Source organism: Aeromonas sp. sif2433 (assembly GCF_019218705.1).
Classification (GTDB): domain Bacteria; phylum Pseudomonadota; class Gammaproteobacteria; order Enterobacterales; family Aeromonadaceae; genus Aeromonas; species Aeromonas encheleia.
The window spans coordinates 197,495-219,282 of sequence record NZ_JAHUXD010000001.1 but is presented as its reverse complement, the minus strand read 5'-3'; the positions used below and the strand labels follow the sequence as shown (position 1 = coordinate 219,282).

At 64.9% G+C, this 21,788-nt stretch carries 18 protein-coding genes; 8 read left to right on the top strand and 10 right to left on the bottom strand.

Features of this window, described 5'->3' with window-relative positions; translation table 11 throughout:
• Window positions 1–151 precede the first annotated feature (151 nt).
• Window positions 152–1,687 (top strand): amino acid adenylation domain-containing protein, encoded by a 1,536-nt coding sequence (locus KW825_RS00950; protein WP_218327911.1) that lies wholly within the window; start codon window positions 152–154, stop codon window positions 1,685–1,687.
• Window positions 1,688–1,771: 84 nt separating this feature from the next.
• Here KW825_RS00950 and KW825_RS00945 read toward each other — a convergent pair whose 3' ends face one another.
• Window positions 1,772–2,710, bottom strand: a complete 939-nt coding sequence (locus tag KW825_RS00945; protein WP_218327910.1) for an iron-siderophore ABC transporter substrate-binding protein — start codon at window positions 2,708–2,710, stop codon at window positions 1,772–1,774.
• A 252-nt stretch (window positions 2,711–2,962) separates the two neighbouring features.
• Here KW825_RS00945 and KW825_RS00940 point away from each other — a divergent pair, with 252 nt between their 5' ends.
• The gene (locus KW825_RS00940) at window positions 2,963–3,706 is read left to right on the top strand and encodes a 4'-phosphopantetheinyl transferase (protein WP_218327909.1); all 744 of its coding nucleotides are present in this window, start codon (window positions 2,963–2,965) and stop codon (window positions 3,704–3,706) included.
• Window positions 3,707–3,757: 51 nt separating this feature from the next.
• Here the strand turns inward: KW825_RS00940 and KW825_RS00935 are convergent, their stop codons facing one another.
• From KW825_RS00935 to KW825_RS00915, 5 genes are all read right to left on the bottom strand, one after another.
• On the bottom strand, window positions 3,758–4,558 hold the full coding sequence (locus KW825_RS00935; protein ID WP_218292335.1) for an ABC transporter ATP-binding protein: 801 nt from the start codon (window positions 4,556–4,558) through the stop codon (window positions 3,758–3,760).
• Window positions 4,559–4,615: 57 nt separating this feature from the next.
• The gene (locus KW825_RS00930) at window positions 4,616–5,698 is read right to left on the bottom strand and encodes an amonabactin ABC transporter permease subunit 1 (protein ID WP_218327908.1); all 1,083 of its coding nucleotides are present in this window, start codon (window positions 5,696–5,698) and stop codon (window positions 4,616–4,618) included.
• 11 nt (window positions 5,699–5,709) lie between these two features.
• On the bottom strand, window positions 5,710–6,726 hold the full coding sequence (locus KW825_RS00925) for an amonabactin ABC transporter permease subunit 2 (protein WP_042653554.1): 1,017 nt from the start codon (window positions 6,724–6,726) through the stop codon (window positions 5,710–5,712).
• Window positions 6,727–6,798: 72 nt separating this feature from the next.
• On the bottom strand, window positions 6,799–8,772 hold the full coding sequence (locus KW825_RS00920) for a siderophore amonabactin TonB-dependent receptor (protein WP_218327907.1): 1,974 nt from the start codon (window positions 8,770–8,772) through the stop codon (window positions 6,799–6,801).
• A gap of 59 nt (window positions 8,773–8,831) precedes the next feature.
• Complete coding sequence (locus tag KW825_RS00915) at window positions 8,832–10,070, bottom strand: MFS transporter (protein WP_218327906.1); 1,239 nt, start codon at window positions 10,068–10,070, stop codon at window positions 8,832–8,834.
• A gap of 261 nt (window positions 10,071–10,331) precedes the next feature.
• Between KW825_RS00915 and KW825_RS00910 the strand changes: the two genes are divergently transcribed.
• A complete protein-coding gene (locus KW825_RS00910; protein ID WP_371315751.1) occupies window positions 10,332–11,087 on the top strand; it encodes a hypothetical protein in 756 nt (251 codons plus the stop codon).
• 41 nt (window positions 11,088–11,128) lie between these two features.
• Here KW825_RS00910 and KW825_RS00905 read toward each other — a convergent pair whose 3' ends face one another.
• The 3 genes from KW825_RS00905 to KW825_RS00895 form a co-directional block, all read right to left on the bottom strand.
• A complete protein-coding gene (locus KW825_RS00905) occupies window positions 11,129–11,599 on the bottom strand; it encodes a DUF2919 domain-containing protein (RefSeq protein WP_218292340.1) in 471 nt (156 codons plus the stop codon).
• 149 nt (window positions 11,600–11,748) lie between these two features.
• Window positions 11,749–12,696, bottom strand: coding sequence for a magnesium/cobalt transporter CorA (gene corA / locus KW825_RS00900; RefSeq protein WP_042653558.1), 948 nt, complete (start codon window positions 12,694–12,696; stop codon window positions 11,749–11,751).
• A gap of 388 nt (window positions 12,697–13,084) precedes the next feature.
• On the bottom strand, window positions 13,085–14,737 hold the full coding sequence (locus KW825_RS00895; protein WP_218327904.1) for an electron transfer flavoprotein-ubiquinone oxidoreductase: 1,653 nt from the start codon (window positions 14,735–14,737) through the stop codon (window positions 13,085–13,087).
• Window positions 14,738–15,007: 270 nt separating this feature from the next.
• On the opposite strand from KW825_RS00895, the gene KW825_RS00890 reads away from it, so the two are divergent.
• The 5 genes from KW825_RS00890 (at window position 15,008) to aroG (ending at window position 20,941) form a co-directional block, all read left to right on the top strand.
• The gene (locus KW825_RS00890; protein ID WP_218327903.1) at window positions 15,008–15,775 is read left to right on the top strand and encodes an electron transfer flavoprotein subunit beta/FixA family protein; all 768 of its coding nucleotides are present in this window, start codon (window positions 15,008–15,010) and stop codon (window positions 15,773–15,775) included.
• 94 nt (window positions 15,776–15,869) lie between these two features.
• Entirely contained in the window at window positions 15,870–16,799 is a 930-nt protein-coding gene (locus tag KW825_RS00885) for an electron transfer flavoprotein subunit alpha/FixB family protein (RefSeq protein ID WP_218327902.1), read from the top strand.
• Window positions 16,800–17,013: 214 nt separating this feature from the next.
• On the top strand, window positions 17,014–18,102 hold the full coding sequence (gene serC / locus KW825_RS00880) for a 3-phosphoserine/phosphohydroxythreonine transaminase (protein ID WP_218327901.1): 1,089 nt from the start codon (window positions 17,014–17,016) through the stop codon (window positions 18,100–18,102).
• A gap of 317 nt (window positions 18,103–18,419) precedes the next feature.
• The gene (aroA, locus tag KW825_RS00875; protein WP_042653562.1) at window positions 18,420–19,703 is read left to right on the top strand and encodes a 3-phosphoshikimate 1-carboxyvinyltransferase; all 1,284 of its coding nucleotides are present in this window, start codon (window positions 18,420–18,422) and stop codon (window positions 19,701–19,703) included.
• Between the two features lie 182 nt (window positions 19,704–19,885).
• Window positions 19,886–20,941: a 3-deoxy-7-phosphoheptulonate synthase AroG gene (aroG, locus tag KW825_RS00870; protein WP_042653563.1), complete on the top strand. Its 1,056-nt coding sequence runs from the start codon at window positions 19,886–19,888 to the stop codon at window positions 20,939–20,941.
• A 97-nt stretch (window positions 20,942–21,038) separates the two neighbouring features.
• Here aroG and KW825_RS00865 read toward each other — a convergent pair whose 3' ends face one another.
• A complete protein-coding gene (locus KW825_RS00865) occupies window positions 21,039–21,761 on the bottom strand; it encodes a TerC family protein (RefSeq protein ID WP_042653564.1) in 723 nt (240 codons plus the stop codon).
• Between the last annotated feature and the right edge of the window lie 27 nt (window positions 21,762–21,788).

Here is a 21,788-nt window from a genome sequence, read left to right as displayed (position 1 = left end):
TGGACTCGGTGCAGCAGCTCGCCCTGCTGGCGGCCCTGAATCAGGCGTTCGCCGGGGCGCATGTTCCGCTGACGCTGCGGGAGCTCAAGGCGCAGGGGGCGCCTTGCACCCTGTTCAACCACTGGCTGGCGCGCCTGCCCGAGGAGGTGTTATGACGGTTTCAACCCCTGTCGCTACACAGGTCGCATTAAAGGCGGCGGGGGTTACCCCGCTCAATGCCGGGGCGCCAAGGGGGCTGGGCGCCCGCCTGGCGGACCTGCTGGGCGCCACGCCGCTGGCGCCCGCCATCGGCATGGACGGCCACTGGCTGACCTACGCCGGGCTGAACCTGCGGGTCGATCAGATAGCCGCCAGCCTGCAGGGGCTGGCGGTGGGGGAGCGGGTCGGCCTCTACCTGACGCGCAGCCCGGATCTGGTGGCCAGCCTGCTCGCCTGTCTGCGGCTCGGCCTCTGCTTCGTGCCGCTCGAGCCGGACTTCCCGGTGGAGCGGCTGCAGGGTATCGCCCGTCAGGCGAGGCTCTCGGCGGTGATCTGCGACGCCGTGTGGGGGATGCCCGAGTTTGGCTGTCCGCTGCGAACCCTGCCTGCCCCGGGGCAGGGCGAGCGTCGCCCGCGGCCCGCCTACCCCCAGGTGGACGATGCCCTGGCGGCCTACATGATGTTCACCTCGGGCTCCACCGGTGAGCCCAAGGGGGTGGTCATCAGCCGGCGGGCCCTGCTCTGCTTCCTCGACGGGATCCGCGAGCGGCTCGGGCTGACGCCCAGCTGCCACTGGCTCTTCATCACCACCCCGGCCTTCGACATCTCTCTGCTGGAGATGCTGGGGCCGCTCTGGAGCGGGGGCCGGCTGACGGTGGCGAGCAACCAGCACAACAAGGATCCGCTGGGGATGCTGGCGCTGCTGGCGGCGGACACCTCCATCGACTGGATGCAGGCGACCCCGGCCTGCTGGCGCATGCTGCTCAAGGCGGGCTGGCAGGGCCATGACGGCCTCACCGCCCTGTGCGGTGGCGAGGCGCTGGATCCGGGCCTGGCCGAGCAGCTCTGTGCCCGCACCCGGCGACTGTGGAACTGTTACGGCCCGACCGAGGCCACCGTCTGGTCCCTGGTGAGCGAGGTGCGCTGGCCCCCGGCGGACGGGCAGATCACCATAGGCCACAGCCTGCCGGGCTACCGGCACTGGGTGCTGGACGAGGCGGGGCTGCCGGTGGCCGACGGGGAAGCCGGGGAGCTCTGCATCGAGAGTCCGGCCCTGTGCGAGGGCTACTGGCGCAAGCCCGCCCTCACCGCGGCGGCCTTCCTGCGGCTGGATAACCACCGCCTCTACCGCAGCGGGGATCGAGTGCGCCGGCTGGGGGTGGACCGTTTCCTCTATCTTGGGCGGCGTGACGATCAAGTCAAGCTGCGCGGGTTTCGCATCGAGCTGGGGGAGGTCGAGACGGCGCTGCGGCGCCAGCCCGGGGTGCAGGAGGCGGCGGTGCGGCTCATCGGTGAAGGGGACGAGGCCATGCTGGTGGGCTATGTGGAGGCCAGGGTCGGGGTGACGCTCAATCGGCTGGCGCTGCGCAAGGGGCTGCAAGCCAGCCTGCCACACTACATGGTGCCGGCGCGGATCCTGCTGCTGGATGCCCTGCCCAAGACCGGCAGCGGCAAGCTGGACCGAAAGGCGCTGCCCTTGCCGGAGTGAGGCGACGGGGAAAACTCAAGAAGCCGATAAACAAGAAGCCCGCAACGATGCGGGCTTCTCTTTTTGACGGGGGGACGGGCAGGATCAGCGGGTGACGGGGGCCGCGTCCGGCTTGCTCATCAACTGCTCGACGTCCTCGATCACCCGCAAGGCCGCCTGGGGGCCGCCGGTGGAGGTCCAGAGCGACCCGTCCACGGCGCCGAAGCGCCTGGCCTTGATGGCACCGAGCTGCTGGAAGGCCGGGGTCTGCTCGGCCTGCTGCATGGCATCCACCGCATCGCCGCTGGCGCTCAGGGTGCCGATCACCAGCCAGTCGCCGTCCAGCAGGTTGAGGGATTCCAGGCTCAGGGCCGGGGAGTGGGGGCTCTTGTCACCCATCTGGTGGGGCGGTCGGGCCAGGCCCATCTCCATCACCACGCTGCTGGCGAAGGTGCCGCCGTGCATGTAGCTCGGTCCCTTCGGGTTCCAGCGCACTATGCTGAGGCGCTCGCCCTGATGGGCGGCAAGCTGGGTGCGGGCCTGCTGCAGGCGGGCATCGTACTGGGCGAGGAAGGCCTTGCCCTCGGCCTCCTTGTTCATCACCTGGGCGCTGCGGCTGAACACCTCTTTCCAGGGCTGGCCCCAGTTGCCGGTGACCACGGTGGGGGCTATCTCCTGCAGCAGGCTCAGCAGCTCGGGCTTGGTCTGGTTGGTCAGGATGAGATCCGGCTCGAGGTCTATCAGCCGCTCCAGGTTGGGGTTGTCCAGATCGCCGACCACGGCGATATCCGGGCCCGCCTTGTCCAGCAGATAGCGCGGCAGGGTAGCCTGGCCACGGCCGTTGACGGTGCCGACCGGTTGCACGCCCAGGGTCAGGGCCGTGTCCAGATCGAGCTCGCTCAGCACCACTATGCGCTTGGGCTGGGCGGGCACTGTCTGGGTCTTGCCGTTGGCATCGATCACCTGACGGCTGTCGGCCTGGGCCTGAACGCCGACCAGGCTGGCCAGCATCAGCGCGGCTGCCAGGGGGGAGAAGATCTTCATGGTTACATCCTTATGGGTGAAATCGGCGGCACTCTTTGTTCGTATGACCTGTTCGTATGACCTGCTCGTATGGCCTGCCCTTATGCGCTGCCCTGTTGCCTGCCGCCGGCAGGCAGAAGCTGGGCCTCAAAGCAGGGCCCCAAATGGGCGGGAATATGCTATCACAAGTTAAATTGAGAAGGGTTGTCATTTGTATTTGTGTATAGACCAGGGCGGCTTTGGTACCATGGGAGCCCATTGTGAGGATCCCCGATGCTCCCTTCATCTACAGTCACCCCTTCATCCACGGTCGCGCCCTTCCTCCGGCAGACCGATGCCCTGTCACTGCCGGGGCTGGAGCCGCTGCCCATCCAGCGGGTCCGCTTCGATGCCGCCGCCTTCACCCCGGCCTGCTTCACGGCGCACGGCATCCTGTTGCCCGCGACCCTGCAGGGGGCGGTGAGCAAGCGTCAGGGGGAGTTTCTGGCGGGTCGTCTGGCGGCCCGTCAGGCGCTGCGCCCCTACGGCCTGGGTGGCGAGACGGTGGCCATAGGCCAGGATCGAGCGCCCTGCTGGCCCGCGGGGATGGAGGGCAGCATCAGCCACAGCCGGCTGTTGGGGGAGGGGGTGGCGCTGTGCGCGGCGCGCCCCGGTCGAGCCGGGCTCGGGCTGGATCTGGAGGCCTGGCTGGACGGCGGGCAGGCGGACCCGCTCTGGTCCGGCATCGTCGATGAGCAGGAGTGGGGGCGGTTGGGAGCGGGGGCCCGTGCCGCCGGGCTGGACAGGGCGCAGGGGCTGACCCTGGTGTTCTCGGCCAAGGAGAGCCTGTTCAAGGCGCTCCATCCCAGGGTGGGGCGCTACTTCGACTTTCTGGATGCCCGCTGGCTGGGGATGACGGAGCAGAGCATCAGCCTGTGCCTCAAGACGGCACTTGCGCCTGACCTGCCCGCCGGCTGGCACTGCACCCTGCGCTGGCAGCGGCTGCCGGGGGGATTGCTCACCCTGCTGGCGCTTTGAATCAGCCAGGACATCAGCCAATAAAAAACCGCCGGATGGGCGGTTTTTTATTCAGGCCTGTTGCTTGGTCACGGCATCGCCGCGCCGGCGCGGCACTATGACGGGGGCACCGTCGCCGGGGGCGTGCAGTATGTCGACGTCGGTCTGGTAGAGGCGGTCGATCAGGGACTTGGTCACCACCTCCCGGGCCGGCCCCATGGCCTGAACGCCGCCGTCCCCCAAGGCGATCAGCTCGTCGCAGTAACGGGCGGCGGTGGCGAGATCGTGAATGACGATGAGCACCGTCTTGCCCTCGGCGGTGATCTGGTGGATGGCCTCCATCACCTCGGTCTGGTGGCCGATGTCCAGCGCGCTGGTGGGTTCGTCCAGCAGTATGATATCCGCATCCTGGGCCAGCACCATGGCGAGCCAGACCCGCTGCGCCTGACCGCCGGACAGCGAATTGGCGCTCTGCTGCCAGATGGCATCGAGCTGCATCCGCTCCCGGGCCCAGCGCACCATGCGCGCATCCTCCTCGCTCCACTGATTGAACCAGCCCTGATGGGGATGGCGGCCGTATTGCACCAGCTGCTCGACCCGGATGCCCGCCGGCACCAGCGGCCGCTGGGGCAGGTAGGCCAGCTCCCGGGCCAGCGCCTTCATGCCATAGCCCGCCAACGGCTTGCCCTTGAGCAGTATCTCCCCGGACTGGGGCTGCTCCTGGCCCGCCAGCAGCTTGAGCAGGGTGGACTTGCCGCCGCCGTTGGGGCCGACGATGCCCACCAGCTTGCCGCTGGGAATGCTGAAGGAGATGTCGTCGAACACGCGCTTCTGTTGATAGCCGAAATGGAGGCGGTTAACGCTGAGGGTCATGGTTCGGCCCCTTGTCTGATAAAGATGGTCGGGTTGGGAAGAGGGTGGAATTCATCGTCAGTCGGCCTTCTGTCGGTCTTTGATCAGGATGAACAGCAGCAGCAGGCCGCCGAGGATACGGGTCATGATGCCGGTGGCGACCTCGTGGGGGCTGGCCAGCACCCGCACCAGGGTGTCGCTCGCCAGCAGCAGCAGGGCGCCGCACAGGGCCGCTATCCAGAGTGGCACTATGCGATCCCGACTCAGCCAGGAGGCGAGGATGGGGGCCGCCATGGCGATGAACACCACGGGGCCGCCGATGGCGGTGCCGAGCGCCGCCACCATGATGGCCTGGGCCAGCACCCCGAGCTGCACCCGGTTGACGTTTACCCCCAGCGTCTGGGCGGTGATGGGGCCGAGGCGCAGCACGCCGAGGGCGCGGGAGAGATAAATGATCCAGGGGCAGATCAGCAGGATCAGTATCCCCACCGGCGCCACAGTGCCATAGCCCTGGCCGACGAAGTTGCCCATGTTCCACAGGTAGAGGCTGCTGAGGTGTACCAGGGACTGGGTGGACATGGCGAACTGGCCGATGGCGTTCATCAGCTCGGAGACGCCGATGCCGATCACCACGAACAGGTAGCCCTGCTCCCCCGGCTTGTTGCACAGGGCATAGAGCACGGCGGCGGCGAACAGGGCGCCGAGCGGCGCGGCCCACCAGGGCCAGCTGCCGAGGGTGAGGTAGAGGGAGAAGATGATGATGGCCAAGGAGGCCCCCTCGTTGACCCCTATCATGTCCGGGGTGGCGAGGCGGTTGCGGATCAGGGTCTGCACCAGGCAGCCGGAGAGGCCCATGGTGGCGCCCGCCACCAGCACGGCGACGATGCGCGGCAGCCGGATCTTGAACACCGTCACCTCGCTGAGCCGGCTCCCTTCGCCCAGCAGCGTCTGGATGACCCCCATCATGCTGATCTTGCCGGAGCCCAGGGTCAGTGCCAGCAGGGACAACAAGATCAGGGCCAAGATGAGCCCCATGGTGATCAGCCAGGCGCGGCGCTCCAGCAGCAGGGTACGGCGGCCGAGGCGCAGGCAGAGGGTGCCGGTGGGGAGGGGGGGCTTGGGCGCGGCGCCCGTAATGGCGTCATTCATGGCGTTATTCATGGGAGGGCACCTTATTTGACGGCCAGCAGGGAGCGGAAGCCGCCGCTGCGCACCACCAGGATGAGCACGGGGGCACCGATCAGCGCCAGAATGACGCCGTTGGGCAGCTCGAACGGCTGCAGCAGCCAGCGCGCCAGTATGTCGGCACCGAGCAGGAACAGCACCCCGAACAGGGCGGAGAAGCGCACCTGGATGGCCAGGCGCACCGGTTCCACCAGGCGGGCGCAGTAGGCGGCGAGGAAGCCGACGAAGCCGATGGGACCGGCGATGGCGATGGCGCAGGCGGTGAACAGGGTGGCGGCCAGCAGCACGCCGATGCGCACCCGGGTCGGCCGGATGCCGAGCGCCTGGGCCTGGTTGTCCCCCATCTGCATCAGGGTGAGCTGGCGGCACAGGGCCAGGGTCAGCAGCAGGCCCGCCAGGGCGAAGGGCAGCACCGTCAGCACGGCATCCAGGCTGGAGGCGGCCAGCGACCCCAGGTTCCAGAAGCGGAACTGCTCCAGCACCACCTTGTTGGAGAGCAGCAGGAAGTTGGAGAGGCCGCCGAAGGTGGCGGAGAGGGCGACCCCCACCAGGATGAGCTTGAGCGGGTTGGAACGACCCACCATCAGGCCGAGGCCGAGCACGACGAGGTTGCCAAGCAGGGCCCCCATGCCGGACCAGAGCAGGTAACCGTAGGAGGATTCGACGCCGAAATAGGTGAGGCCTATCACCAGGGCGAAGACGGCGCCGGCGTTGACGCCGAGCAGGCCGGGTTCGGCCAGGGGATTGCGGGTGGCGCTCTGCAGCATGGAGGCCGCCAGCGCGAGACAGACCCCCACCACCAGGGCCGCCAGGGTACGGGGCAATCGCAGGGTATTGACTATCATGGCGAGTTTTTCATCGGCCACGAGGGCGGGATCGCCCAGCAGGAAACCGGCGACCTCGCGGCCACCATAGACACCGGCACCCGTGGCCAGTGACAGTGAAATCAGCAGGAACAGGAGAACCAATCCGAGCCAGAGCAGCTGTGTTTGGTGTCTTGACACCGGAGAACTCCTTATACCAGGGGACAGAAACGCAAAAAGGGAGCCCGCTTGGGCTCCCGCATCAGGGGGTCATTACAGCTTGTAGTCAACCCCGGCGTAGACGGTGCGACCTTCCAGGATGAAGTCGGCGTCGGTGGCCACCTGATCACGCTTGGTGTTGGTGAGGTTGGTGATGCCGAGCTTGAAGTCCAGGGCCGGCGTGACGGTCCAGTTGGTGTTGACGTCCAGGGTCTGGTAGCTGTCGGACTTGAACGCCTGGGCGTTGCGGGCCGGGACCTTGATGATCTGGCTGCCGACATACTGCCAGGCCAGGTTGGCACTGACCATGTCGCTCGCCTGCCAGTCCAGGCCGAGGTTGCCGGTGTGATCCGGGGTCTTGGCCAGATCCTCGCCGGTGCTCTTGTCCTCGGAGTCCAGCAGGGTCCAGTTACCGGTCAGCTGCACGTTGTCCAGCACGTCGACCCAGCCGGTCAGCTCGAGACCCTTGATCCTGGCCTTCTTGACGTTGAGGTAGGTCATCACGGTCGGACGGTAGCCCGGGCCCCACTGATCGCTCTGGATCAGATCCTCGATGTCGTTGTGGAAGCCGGTCACCCCGGCGCCGAAGTGAGCGGCCTCGTAGGCGGTGCCCAGCTCATAGCTGACCGCGGTCTCCGGCTTCAGATCCGGGTTGCCGACCACCTGGCAGGCGCCGCGGCAGGCGGTGGTGGAGAAGCCTTCGCTGGACTGGGCCAGGGTCGGAGCCTTGAACGCCTTGCCGGCGCCGCCCTTGATCACCCACTCGTCGGTCAGGGTGTAGAGCGCGTAGGCGCGGGGGCTGAATTCGGTACCATAGGTCTCGTGGTGATCCAGGCGGCCGCTCAGGGTCAGCGCCAGATCGCCGAAGCCGAACTCGTCCTGCAGGTAGACGGCGCTCTGGGTCGCATCCACGCTGCCGTTGGCGATGTTGCGGCTGTGCTCCAGCTCGGTCTTGCGCAGCTCGGCGCCCGAGGTGAGCAGGTGCTCGCCGAGGTAGCCACTGACCTGACCATCGACGGTGTTGTTGGTCTGGGTGACATCGGCGGCGCCGCCATTGAGCTGGGAGTCATCCATCAGATCGATCTGCTCGAAGTAGTAGCGGACCCGGCTGTCGAAGTGCTCCCAGCGGCCGTTGTGGGTCAGCCCCAGGCTCAGGCGATCGAGGTTCTGCACATTGTGGGGGGTGGCCGGTGCGGTCGGGGCGCGCGGCACGTTGTTGAAGTAGCTGTCCATGTCGTTCTGGTTGTAGCCCAGATCGAAATCGATGTCCTGATTGTCGGCGACCAGCCACTTCAGGCTGGAGAGCACGTTGACCACTTCCCGTTTTTCCAGGGCGTCGGCGTCCGGGTTGTTGCTCTGATCGCTCTTCCAGCGATCCCGCTGATAACCCTCGACCACTATGCTGCCGAGCAGCTTGTTGTCGATGAGGGCGCCGGAGACAAAGGCGCTGCCCTGGTTGGCGTCGCCGCCATCCCCCTCGGTCGGCATGCTGTGGGTGTAACCCACGGCGGCCTCGGTCTTCTCCGTGGCCTGGCGCAGGATCACGTTGACCACACCGCCCAAGGCATCGGCACCGTACAGGGAGGAGACGGGGCCACGGATCACCTCGATGCGCTCGATGGCCGCCATGGGGATGGAGCTCAGGTCGAAGTCGTTGCCATAGGCGCTGCCCAGGGTCTCGCGGGCGTTGACGCGCTTGCCGTTGATCAGCAGCAGGGTGTAGTCGCCCCCCATGCCACGGATCTTGATCTCGTTGCGGCCGGTGGGGTTGGTGGCGATGATGTTGACACCGGGCACGTGCTTGAGCGCATCGCCGATGTTGTTGACGTTCATCTTGTCCAGATCGGCGCGGCTCACCACTGAGACGCTGGCCGGGGCCGTGAACTCGGTGTGCTTGGTCTGGGTCGCGGTGACGACTATGGTCTCGTTGGCCTTGACCGACTCGGCCTGGGCCAGGCCCGGCAGGGCCAGCAGACCGAGGGAGAGCAAAATAGGGTTCAAGCGAAATACGCCAGGCTGCAACTGCATTGTCAAAACTCCATGAATAAACAGAGGTTATGGGTTCCGGGCTCTTCTGGCCCGGATGCTCACTGACTTCCTTGTCTGGCAGTACCAGAGGCAGGATTATTGTTATTTTTTATCCGCGCCAGCCCTCGGATGAGGAACCAGACGCCACCGCAGGCCAGCAGGCCGCAGGCGATGTTGAGCCAGGCCAGCGCGGCGAATCCCTGCAGGGAGCCGCCGTCGTCGGAGACCAGGTATCTGGCCGAGAGCAGGCTGCCGAGCCCGGCCGCCACATTGGTGACCGTGCCCTGGAATGACATGAAGGCGGCGCGCTGATGGGGCGCCGGAATGGCGGCCGTGATGGCGAGCGTGGTGCTGGCGCGAGCCGAGCTCAGCGCCATGAACAGGGTAAACAGCAGGTAGACGGGCAGGCCGACCGGCAGCGCGAAACCGAGCAGGGTGACCAGTGCCAGCAGCAGGCTGGTGAGCAGGATGGCGCCCTGGGCCTTGCCTCTATCGATCCAGCCGCCGCACAGGCGCATGGTGGCCATGCTGGCGAGCCCGCCGCACAGATAGAGGGCGGCGATCTGCTCGCGCGGGAAGCCGAGGTTGAACTGGAAATAGTTGGCAAAGTGCGGGATCAGCAGGAAGTGGCCGAACATCTGCAGACAGAGGATGCACAGGGCCCCCTGGCACAGGGGCGAGGCGAGCAACTGGCGCAGACCGCTGCCCTGGGGGGAGCGGGTCACCGGCAGGGACGGCAGCAGGCGGGCGCAGATCAGTGCCAGCAGCAGGCCGCTCGCGCCAAACAGCAGGAAGGGGCTCTGCCAGCCGAGCCACTGGGCCAGGATCAGGGCGGCGGGCACGATCAGGATGGCGGCCAGTGAAAACGCCATGCCGACGTAGGCGAGGCGGCGCCCCCGCTCGGCGGTTGGCACCAGATCCAGCACTGCGGCCATCAGGATGGCGGAGAGCGGACCGGCCACGCAGCCCGACAGAATGAACAGCAACAGCAGTTGCTGGCTGTCTTGCACCAGGGCGCAGGCCATCAGCAGCAGGAAGCGCAGGCTCAGCAGCAGCAGCAGGGCGGGTTTGCGATCGAAGCGGTCGAGCCAGGGAGCGGCGATAATACCCATGAGGGCGGCCCCCAGGGTGGCCCCGCCGCTGAAGTAGCCGGTCTGCTCCGGCGCCATGCCGAGGCTGATGACCAGATCGGGCCCGAGCGGCATGACCATCATCATGCTTCCCATGGAGAGCATGTTGATCAGCATCGCCAGATGAATGGCAGCGGGGGTGCTGGAAACGGCAATAACTGGCTTCATCAGAGGCTGGCTCGAAAAAATGAGTCCGAATTGTATCCGAGCGATCTTGTTGTGACAACAAATGATAACCATTTCTATTCAGGTTTTTTGGATCTCCTTGTGAGTCTTGTTTTCAGGGCCGAAATGGCCTCGCCGGGCGTTTCAAGGGGGCGAAACTGAACAAGAGAGAGACTGTCCCGCGCGCTGCCGTCATGGCAGTAACGCGTCAGCGATGGATGATGGCAAACTGTCATGAGGCAGGGGTTGCGGCGAAGAGAGGCGATGATGAAACAGTGGCGTTGGATCTGGGTACTGTGGTGTTGCGGGCTCTGGGTGTTGCCCTTGCGGGCCGAGGTGAAGGTGATCCCGGTGTTTGAGGCAGAGGGGATGGTGCGGACCCTGAAGGAGATCTACCCCGAGCTTGGGGTGAGTGCCATGGGCAACCAGCTGGTGCTGAGCGGCAGTGCGGCGCAGCTGCAGGAGGCCGAGGGAACCCTGAACCAGCTCAACCAGCCGCCCCAGAGTCTGCTCATCGAGTGGCGGGTGGAGGGGGCCTCAAGCGGTCAGCAGCTGGGGGTTGGCATCAGCAATGATAATGCCAGGCGACAGTGGCTGGCGGAGGGCAAGGGGCAAAGCTACCAGCGCAGCCAGGACGACAGCTGGCAGGTGCGCGGCCTGTCGGGGCGGCCCGTCTTGTTGCAGATGGGATCCTACCAACCGGTGACCTTCTATCGCTGGCAGGGGGGCCGGGTGGTGGGCATGGTGCCGCTGATCAACGGCCTCTACGCCACCGCCACCCTGATGGGGGAGCGGGTGCAGATCGTGCTCAGCAGCGAGCAGGCCAGGCTGGAGCAAGGCACCATCCGCGGCGGTCAGAGTGCCACCGAGGTGAGCGGTGCCCCCGGTCAGTGGCTGACGGTGGGGGAGCTGTCCACCAGCCAAGAGGGCAGTGGGGCCGAACTCTCGAACCAGTCACGAGTTGGCATGGCCAGCGGCAGCGAGCGCCAGACCCTGCAGATCCGGGTAACTCGCCAATAACGGCGCCGTGCGTCTGATCGGTTTGCCAGCTGCCGCCCTGATCAGCCCTGCCCGTGGGGCTGATCGACGGCGTATTCCCGGATCTGGCGGCTGCGCAGCAGATACCAGAGCGCCCAGAGGCTGCCGATCAGCACCAGGGCGGTGGGCCAGCTGAACGACCACTTCTGCAGATTCAGGCTGTGCAACTGCATCACCAGACCGCTCAGGGTGGAGCTAAGCAGCAGGCCGCGGCTGTGGCGTCTGAGCCAGGCGCGAACACTGTGGGTCTGCTGATGGGTGCCGCCGCAGGCGAGCAGTGCCAGCATGGCGGGCACGTCGGTCAGCAGGCCGATGTAGAGGCTCATCCTGTCCGGGTAGAAGAGGCTCAGGATGGCGCTGCCGCTCTCGCGGGTCACCCCCGCCATCAGAAACAACCAGACCGAACGGGTCAGCAGCAGGGCGATGGGCCAGAACCAGATCGGCGGCCGCAGCTGGCCGTGATCGTCGTAACGGTGTTCGGGATAGAGGGTCATAAGGGCCCTTGAGTTGCCGGATGATGCTGGTGATAGGGGGGATATGGGGCGATAGCGCGCCCTTTACAAGCGAGGCGCGGGGCAGAAATTAATCGGGGAGCCACGGCTCCCTGATTTGCATTCGCGGGCCTGGCATGTCGATGTGCGCGTTACAGCCAGCCCTTGCGCTTGAAGAACAGGCCGGTGCCGAGCGACGACATCACCATCAGCACCAGCGACATCTGATAGCCGTACTCCCAGGCGAGCTCCGGCATGCGGCCGAAGTTCATGCCGTAGATGCTGGCGATCAGGGTCGGTGGCAGGAAGATCACCGCGGCCACCGAGAAGATCTTGATCACCTTGTTCTGCTCCAGATTGGTCACCCCCATGGAGGCCTCCAGCTGGAAATTGATCTTGTCGAACAGGAACTGGGTGTGGGGCAGCAGGGACTCCACGTCGTGCAGCATCTCGTCGATCCACTTGTTCTGCTCGCCGGTCATGCGCTGGCGCAGGCTGCGCTTGAGGAAGCGCAGGGCGCGCCGGGTATCGTGCAGGGAGAGACGGATCTGGCCGTTGGCCTCTTCCTGGGCCATCAGCTCCTTGAGCATGGCATTGATCTGATCCGGCTCGAAGATCTGATCGGCGGTGTTCTCCAGGGTCTTGTAGCCGTCCTCGATGAGATCGGAGAGGTATTCCACCTTGAGGTTCTGCACCTCCAGCAGGATGTCGAGGGCATTCTCCACCTCCAGCCTGTCCTGACGCATGTAGTGACGCAGCAGGCGCACCAGGCCGATGTCATCCTCGCGGATGCTGATCAGCAGGTTGTTGCGCAGGGTGAAGGAGACGTGGACACCCTTGGTGTCACGGCCGATCCGCTGGGGGAACAGGGAGTGAATGTGCAGACCATCGGTGTCCCAGTAGAAACGGGCGGACGCCTCTATGTCGTCCAGCTCCTCCTTGTCGGGAACCTCCTCCAGGAACAGGCCCGTCAACCATTCTCGCTCCGCCGTGTCCGGCTTGTAGGCATCCAGCCAGACGGTGTTGTCAGGCACTATGTCGTCAGGCCCGAGCGTGACTATGTCCAGCACCTTGTTATTGAGAATGTAGGCGGTGATCATCTGTTCCCCCTTAGTAAGTCATGGGTAATCAGGGATGGTTGCACAGGTTCATGGGCCTTAGAGCGCATAGAAAGCGATCCCATGGAAAGCATAACGAGGCCGATGGACAACCTGAATGCGGCGAACTATACAGGGGCTCGCCGCGCTTGTCAGGGCCTATTCATCTGGCTTGCAGCCTGTTTGCACAAAAAAACGGCGAGGTCGGATCAGCTGCCGTGGCCGGCATAACCAGGCCCGGGCGGGGGGAAGTCGGGGGATTAATTGACCAGGATCCCTGCTGTTGCAGGGATCACATATTGGGGTAGTTGGGCCCCGAGCCCCCTGGGGCGGCGTCCAGAGGATATGCTGGGGCTGGGCATCCTCGATGTCAGGGCCCAGGCCACAGCTGCTACATATTGGGGTAGTTGGGCCCAGATCCTCCCTGAGGCGGCGTCCAGAGGATGTTCTGACTCGGATCCTTGATGTCGCAGGTCTTGCAGTGGATGCAGTTGGCCGCGTTGATCTGCAGCCGTGGCTGGCCTTGTGTCTCCAGGATCTCGAAGACGCCGGCCGGGCAGTAGCGCTGGGCCGGCTCCGCCCAGGTCGGCAGGTTCACCGCCACCGGGATGCGCGCATCCTGCAACCGCAGGTGACAGGGTTGATCCTCGTCGTGGCTGGTGTTGGCAAGATACACCGAGGAGAGCTTGTCGAAGCTGAGCCGCCCGTCCGGCTTGGGATAGTTGATGGGCCGGCAACGGCTGGCCAGGCGCAGCTGGCGGTAGTCCGGCTCCCGATCCAGCAGGGTGAAGGGAGAGCCCTTGCCCGATCTGGCAAACAGCCGCTGCTCCAGCCAGTTGAAGGCGCCGCCGAGCCAGGGGCCCCAGCGGTGCAGCGCCGCGCCGAAGTTGCGGGCGGTTTTCAGCTCCTGCGCCAGCCAGCTCTGCTGCAGTTCATCCCCATACTGGGCCAGATCCCGGCCCCCCTCATCCCCCCCGCGCAGGCTCATGGCCACCGTCTTCGCCGCCAGCATGGCCGACTTCATGGCGGTGTGAATGCCCTTGATACGGGAAAAGTCCAGGGTGCCCGCGTCGCAGCCGATGAGCAGCCCGCCGGGGAAGTGCATGCGCGGCAGCGAGTGCCAGCCCCCCTTGGTGATGGCCCGGGCGCCGTAGCTGATGCGCTCGCCCCCGCTCAGGGTCTGGGCAATGAGCGGGTGGTGCTTGAGGCGCTGGAACTCGTCGAACGGACTGAGCCAGGGATTCTGGTAGTTGAGATCGACGATGAGGCCGACCGCCACCTGATTATCCGCCAGATGATAGAGGTAGAAACCGCCCTGGCTCTTGTTGCCTCCGTCCTCGCCGAGCGGCCAGCCGCTGCCGTGCAGCACGCGGCCGGGGTGGGACTGGCCGGCGGGCACCTGCCACAGCTCCTTGAAACCGATGGCATAGTGCTGCGGCTGGGCACCGCTTTCCAGCTGGAAGTCGTTGATCAGCTGCTTGCCGAGGTGGCCGCGGGCCCCCTCGGCGAACAGGGTGTAGCGGCCATAGAGTGCCATGCCGGGCACGTGATCCGCCTTGGGCACGCCGTCCCGATCCAGCCCGAGATCACCGGTGATCACCCCTCTTATCCGCCCCTCCTCCATGATGAGCTCGTTGGCCACGAAGCCGGGGTAGATCTCGACCCCGAGCGACTCGGCCTCCCGGCCGAGCCAGCGACAGAGGTTGCCGAGGCTGACGATGTGGCAGCCGTCGTTGTGCATGCGGGGCGGCACCGCCCAGTGGGGCAGCTGCAGGGCACGGCTCTCGTTTCGCAGCAGATGTACCTGGTCATCTGTGACCGGCACGCCGAGGGGGGCCTGCTGCCAGCGGTCCGGCAGCAGCTCCTTGAGAGCGACGGGATCGAGCAGGGCGCCGGAGAGCAGATGGGCGCCGATTTCCGCCCCTTTCTCCAGCAGGCAGACCGCGAGATCCGGGCTGTGCTGCTTCAGTGCGATGGCGGCACTGAGGCCAGCCGGGCCGCCACCGACGATGACGACATCAAATTCCATTGCTTCGCGTTCCATCTTGCCTCTGCGCTCGACTTGGCCTAGGGTAGTGCTGGTAGTTTACGTAAACGTAAAGCATTTTGTAAGCACAAAAGTGTGAGGACCTGTTCACGGCCTGTGACGAGAAGTCGTCAGCAAGGTAAAGAGCAGCGCAGGAACCGGAGCGTATAGACATACGTGAGGATGCCGAGCAGCACATGAGCCTTGATCACGGCCTCGCAGTAAGATCGTGGACAGGTTCTGAGAGTGCAAAATGGATTCACTCAACCGATACGAGGTATGACCGCCATGAAGCTGCTGGTCGCTGTCAAACGGGTCGTTGATTACAACGTCAAGATCCGGGTCAAGGGCGATGGCTCCGATGTGGAGCTCGCCAACGTGAAGATGGGCATCAACCCGTTTTGCGAAATCGCGGTGGAGGAGGGGGTGCGGCTGCGCGAAGCCGGGGTCGCGAGCGAGCTGGTGGTAGTCACCTTCGGGCCAGCCGCGGCAGCCGAGCAGCTGCGCCATGCCCTGGCGCTGGGGGCGGACAGGGCGCTGCACTATCTCACGGACGAGGGTGGCACCGCCGAGGCGCTGACCCCGCTGACGGTGGCGCGCGCCCTGCAACGGGTCTGTGAGCAGGAGCAGCCGGACCTGGTGCTGCTCGGCAAGCAGTCCATCGATTCCGACAACAATCAGGTCGGCCAGATGCTCGCGGCCCTCCAGGATTGGCCGCTCGCCACCTTCGCCTCCGTCGTCAGGCTGGTCGAGGGAGAGCTGCAGGTGACCCGCGAGATCGATGGCGGCCTGGAGACCCTCGGCATGTCGCTGCCTGCCGTGGTCACCGTGGATCTGCGGCTGAACGAGCCTCGCTTCGCGTCGCTCCCCAACATCATGAAGGCCAAGCGCAAGCCGCTGGAGAGCCAGCCGTTTGCGGCGCTCGGTGTCGAGCCCGCCGCCCAGACCCGGCTGCTCGGGGTGATGGCACCCGCGGTGCGCAGCGCCGGCGTGCGGGTCGGCTCCGTGGATGAGCTGGTGGACAAACTCAGAAACGAAGCCAAGGTGCTGCCATGAGCGCCCTGGTGATGGTGGAACCCATCGGGTGCCAGCCTGTTGCCGGAATAGCTGGTGTGGTGGGCAAACTCAACAACCAAATTAAGGTGCTGCCATGAGCGTACTGGTCATAGTCGAACATCATCAGGGCCGGCTCGCCGACAACGCGGCCCAGCTGGTCACGGCGGCGACGCAGCTCGGCGGTGAGCTGCACCTGTTGCTGCTGGGGCAGGGGCTGACCGAGGCGGCCGAGCAGGCGGCGGCGCTGCGAGGGGTGAGCCGGGTCTTGCTGGCCGAGCACCCCATGCTGGCGGAGGGGCTCAACGACGGCGTCGATGCCTGGCTGGTCGGGCTGGCGCGGGATTATCAACATTGCCTGATGGCGGCGAGCTGTCATGGCAAGGATCTGCTGCCGCGGCTGGCGGCCCGGCTCGGGGTGGAGATGATCTCCGAGGTGACTGGCATTGAAGGGCCCGATACCTTCCTGCGCCCCATCTACGCGGGCAATGCCATCGCCAGGGTAGCAAGCTCGGCGCCCGTCAAGGTGCTCACCATCAGACCGACGGCCTTTGCCAAGGCGGGCAGCGGTACTGAGCTGGCCCCCAGCTCGCGGGTGCCGGTGCCCGAGCTGGGCTGCCACACCCGCCTCATCGAGCGGCGCGCCGTGCGATCCGCCCGGCCCGAACTCGGTGCGGCGCGGGTGGTGGTCTCGGGGGGGCGAGCGCTGGGATCGAAGGAGCAGTTCGCGCTGATCGAGGCCCTGGCCGACAAGCTGGGGGCCGCGGTCGGTGCCTCCCGGGCGGCGGTGGATGCCGGCTTCGTGGCCAACGATCTGCAGGTGGGTCAGACCGGCAAGGTAGTGGCGCCCGAGCTCTATATCGCGGTCGGCATCTCGGGGGCCATCCAGCATCTGGCGGGGATGAAGGAGTCCAGGGTAATAGTCGCCATCAACAAGGATCCCGAGGCCCCCATCTTCCAGGTGGCGGACTATGGCCTGGTGGGGGACCTGTTCAGCCTGCTGCCGGAGCTCACCGCCAAGCTCTAGCCTCGTCGCGGTGAGCGGCCCCTAGGCATCCTCACCATATCGGCATGGATGTCGCGCAAGCCCTGACCCGTTCAGGGCTTTTTCTATGGCGCCCGGACCAGCCCCGCGGGGCAAAAGCTTGCGCCAGATCCCAAAAAGCCTTTGATCCGGTGGGGGCCTCTCGTGTAAAAACGTTCAAGTCATCGATCACTCTCATCCACTCACGGAAAGCGTCATGAGCAAACAGATTTACAACTTCTGCGCCGGCCCCGCCATGTTGCCGGTTGAAGTCATGGAGCGCGCCCAGCGCGAATTTTGTAATTTCCAGGGGCTGGGAGCCTCGGTCATGGAGCTATCCCATCGCGGCAAGCCCTACATGGCGGTCGCCGAGAAGGCCGAGGCTGACCTGCGCGAGCTGCTGGCGGTGCCGGCCAACTACAAGGTGCTGTTCATGCACGGCGGTGGCCGTGGCCAGTTCTCCGCGGTGCCCATGAACCTGCTCGGCGGCGCCAACAAGAAAGCCGATTACCTGCTGACCGGCGTCTGGGCCGCGAGCGCCGTGGATGAGGCGCGCAAGTTCGGCGACATCCAGACCTTTGATGGTGTCGCCAAGAATGCGCAAGGGGTGAGCCATCTGCTGCCGACCCCGGCGTTCCGTGCCGACGCGGCCTATGTGCACTACTGCCCGAACGAAACTATTGATGGCATAGAGATGTTCGACATCCCGGCCACCGGCGACGTGCCCCTGGTGGCGGATCTCTCCTCCACCATCCTCTCCCGTCCCATCGACGTGAGCCGCTTCGGCATCATCTATGCCGGCGCCCAGAAGAACATCGGCCCCTCTGGCCTCGCCATCGCCATAGTGCGCGACGACTTGCTGAGCCAGGCTAGAGCCGACGTGCCCTCGATCTTTGACTACCAGCTCACCGCCAAGAACGACTCCATGTTCAACACTCCGCCCACCTACGCCTGGTATCTGGCAGGGCTGGTGTTCGAGTGGCTGAAAGAGCAGGGCGGCCTCGCCGCCATGGAAGCGCGCAACAAGGAGAAGGCCGACTTCCTCTATGGCTATCTCGACGACTCCAGCTTCTACGGCAACAAGGTGGACGTCGCCTGTCGCTCCCGCATGAACGTGCCATTCCAGCTCAAAAACGAGGCGTTGGACAAGCTGTTCCTGGCCGAGTCGGAGGCGTCCGGTCTGCTGGCGCTGAAGGGGCACCGCATCGTCGGCGGCATGCGTGCCAGCCTCTACAACGCCATGCCGCTGGAGGGGGTCAAGGCCCTGGTGAGCTTTATGGATGGCTTTGCCAAGCGCCACGGCTGAGAAGCCGTTCACGTGCCTGCTGCGACGCCGTGATCAAGGCTCATGTGCTGCTCGGAAGCCTCATTTATGGGGATAAACTCCGGTTCCTGTGCTGCGCTTCACCTTGCTGACGGCCTCTCGCGACAACCCGTGAACAGGTTCTAAAGCATCTTCCCTCTGATGCAAGGCGCCGGGGACTCCCCGGCGTCTGTTTTTCCGGTGGATCCTGACCGCCCGCATCAGCTGCCCGGTTTTTGTGCCAAGAGTAGTCTTGCCGCGCAGAACGCAGGCTGTTAACGTCCGGTCAGGTGATTTAATTGAGATAGTACAGGAAGTCTATGAATTCGTTGCGTTTGGAACCCATTTCTCGTGTGGCTGGCGTGGTCAATCTACCTGGCTCCAAAAGTGTCTCTAACCGTGCCCTGCTGCTGGCAGCCCTGGCGCGGGGCACCACCCGGCTGACCAACCTGCTCGACAGCGATGACATCCGTCACATGCTGGCGGCGCTGACCCAGCTCGGCGTCAAGTACAAGCTCTCCGCCGACAAGACCGAGTGCACCGTGCACGGCCTGGGTCGCAGCTTCGCGGTGAAGGAGCCGGTCAACCTCTTCCTCGGCAACGCCGGCACCGCCATGCGTCCGCTCTGCGCGGCGCTGTGTCTGGGATCCGGTGAATACATGCTGGGCGGTGAGCCGCGCATGGAAGAGCGTCCCATCGGCCATCTGGTGGATGCCCTGCGTGAAGCCGGCGCTCACATCCAGTACCTGAAGAAAGATGGCTACCCGCCGCTGGTGGTGGATGCCAAGGGACTCTGGGGCGGCGATGTGCACGTGGACGGCTCCGTCTCCAGCCAGTTCCTGACCGCCTTCCTGATGGCGGCCCCCATGGCGGCCGGCGACACCCGCATCCACATCAAGGGGGAGCTGGTCTCCAAGCCCTACATCGACATCACCCTGCACATCATGAAGCAGTTCGGGGTGGTCATCGAGCACGACGACTACAAGCTGTTCTACATCAAGGGCAACCAGACCTATGTCAGCCCCGGTGACTTCCTGGTGGAGGGGGATGCCTCCAGCGCCTCCTACTTCCTCGCGGCGGGCGCCATCAAGGGCAAGGTGCGGGTGACCGGCATCGGCAAGCACAGCATCCAGGGCGACATTCACTTCGCCGACGTGCTGGAGAAGATGGGGGCAAAGATCACCTGGGGTGACGACTTCATCGAGGCACAGCAGGCCCCGCTGCACGGCATCGACATGGACATGAACCAGATCCCGGATGCGGCCATGACCATCGCCACCACGGCGCTGTTCGCCGAGGGACCGACCTCCATTCGCAACATCTACAACTGGCGGGTGAAGGAGACCGATCGGCTGCACGCCATGGCGACCGAGCTGCGCAAGCTGGGTGTGGAAGTGGAGGAGGGGCATGACTTCATCACCGTCACCCCGCCAACGCAGCTGCAACACGCGGCGATCGATACCTACAACGATCACCGCATCGCCATGTGCTTCTCGCTGGTGGCGTTGTCGGATACGGCGGTGACCATCAACGATCCGGGTTGTACCTCCAAGACCTTCCCGGACTATTTCGACAAGTTGGCCGGCATCAGCCAGGCCGTCTAACCCCGTCGGGCCCGCCTCAGTGCGGGCCTTTTCACTTCCTGCCTCCCTAGCATCATTTCTGTAACTTGCAAGATCACCTCTAAAAATTCCTCCATTGGCAATGTAATTTTCTATTTACACCGTCCCGCCGTAGGGCTAGATTGAGATCTCTCTATCGCAGTCATCTAGCAGGAAATCTTGTCATGCAGCATCAAACCGACGACGTTCGAATCAGTGAAATCAAAGAGTTATTGCCCCCGGTTGCGGTGCTCGAGAAGTTTCCGGCGACCGAGACCGCCTCATCGACCGTCTTTGAATCCCGTCAGGCCATTCATCAGATCCTGGCCGGCGAAGATCAGCGCCTGCTGGTGGTGATCGGCCCCTGCTCCATCCACGATCCCCTGGCCGCGCTGGAATATGGCAAGCGCCTCAAGGCCTTGCGTGATGAGCTCAAGGGGTCGCTCGAGATAGTGATGCGGGTCTACTTCGAGAAGCCGCGCACCACCGTGGGCTGGAAGGGACTGATCAACGACCCTTACCTCGACAACAGCTGCCAGATCAACGACGGCCTGCGCATCGGTCGCAAGCTGCTGCTGGATCTCAACGACATGGGGCTGCCGACCGCCTCCGAATTCCTCGACATGATCACGCCGCAATACATGGCGGATCTGATGAGCTGGGGCGCCATCGGTGCCCGCACCACCGAATCCCAGGTGCACCGCGAGCTGGCCTCCGGTCTCTCCTGCCCGGTCGGCTTCAAGAATGGCACCGACGGCACCATCAAGGTCGCCATCGACGCCATCGGCGCCGCCAGTGCGCCGCACCACTTCCTGTCGGTGACCAAGTACGGCCACTCCGCCATCGTCTCCACCCGGGGCAACCCGGATTGCCACATCATACTGCGCGGTGGCCGCGAGCCGAACTACAGCGCCGCCCACGTGGATGAGGTGGTGAAGGGGCTGGACAAGGCCGGTCTGCCGCAGAAGGTGATGATCGACTTCAGCCACGCCAACAGCAGCAAGCAGTTCAAGAATCAGATGATAGTGGCCGAGGACGTGGCCGATCAGCTGCGCGCCGGCAGCAAGGCGGTGTTCGGCGTCATGGTGGAGAGCCACCTGGTGGAAGGGCGCCAGGATCTGGTGGAAGGCTGCGAACTCACCTTCGGTCAGAGCATCACGGACGCGTGCATCAACTGGGCCGATACCGAGGTGCTGCTGCGCAACCTGGCCGATGCGGTGGCGACCCGCAACGCGCTCTGAGCACAGCGCCAGCGGGCAATGCCCGCATGGCAGCCATAAAAAAAAGCGCGACCCCTGGTCGCGCTTTTTGTTGCTCTGAATTCTGAATACAGGGCGCTTACTTGGCGCGGGTCTGATGACCGCGCAGGCGGATGTTGATCATCTCCACCACCAGCGAGAAGGCCATGGCGAAGTAGATGTAACCCTTCGGAATGTGCATGTCCAGCCCTTCGCCCACCAGCGCGACCCCGACCAGGATCAGGAAGGAGAGCGCCAGCATCTTGATGGTGGGGTGCTCGTCGACGAAGTCACCGATGGCCTTGGCGGCAAACATCATGACCCCGACGGCGATCATGATGGCCAGCACCATGACGGGCACGTGGTCCGCCATGCCGACGGCGGTGATGACGGAGTCCAGGCTGAAGATGATGTCGAGGATGGCGATCTGCACCAGTGTCGACATGAAGCCGGCGGTCTTGCTCACCATCCCCTGCTCGTCAGCGGCCCCTTCCAGGCTCTGGTGGATCTCGTGGGTGCTCTTGGCGATGAGGAACAGGCCCCCCACCAGCAGGATCATATCCCGGCCCGAGATGGCCTCGTCGAACAGGCTGAACAGCGGATGGGTGAGTCGCATCACCCAGGCCAGTGACAGCAGCAGCAGGATACGGGTACCCATGGCCAGCCCCAGCCCCAGGATCCGGGCGCGCTGACGCTGGGCCTCCGGTAGCCGGCCGACCAGGATGGAGATAAAGATGATGTTGTCGATGCCCAATACGATCTCGAGCAGGGTGAGGGTAGCGAGCGCGACCCAGGCAGAGGGATCAGCAATCCATTCCAGCATGATTGAACCTTGGTTAAAAAATTGAAG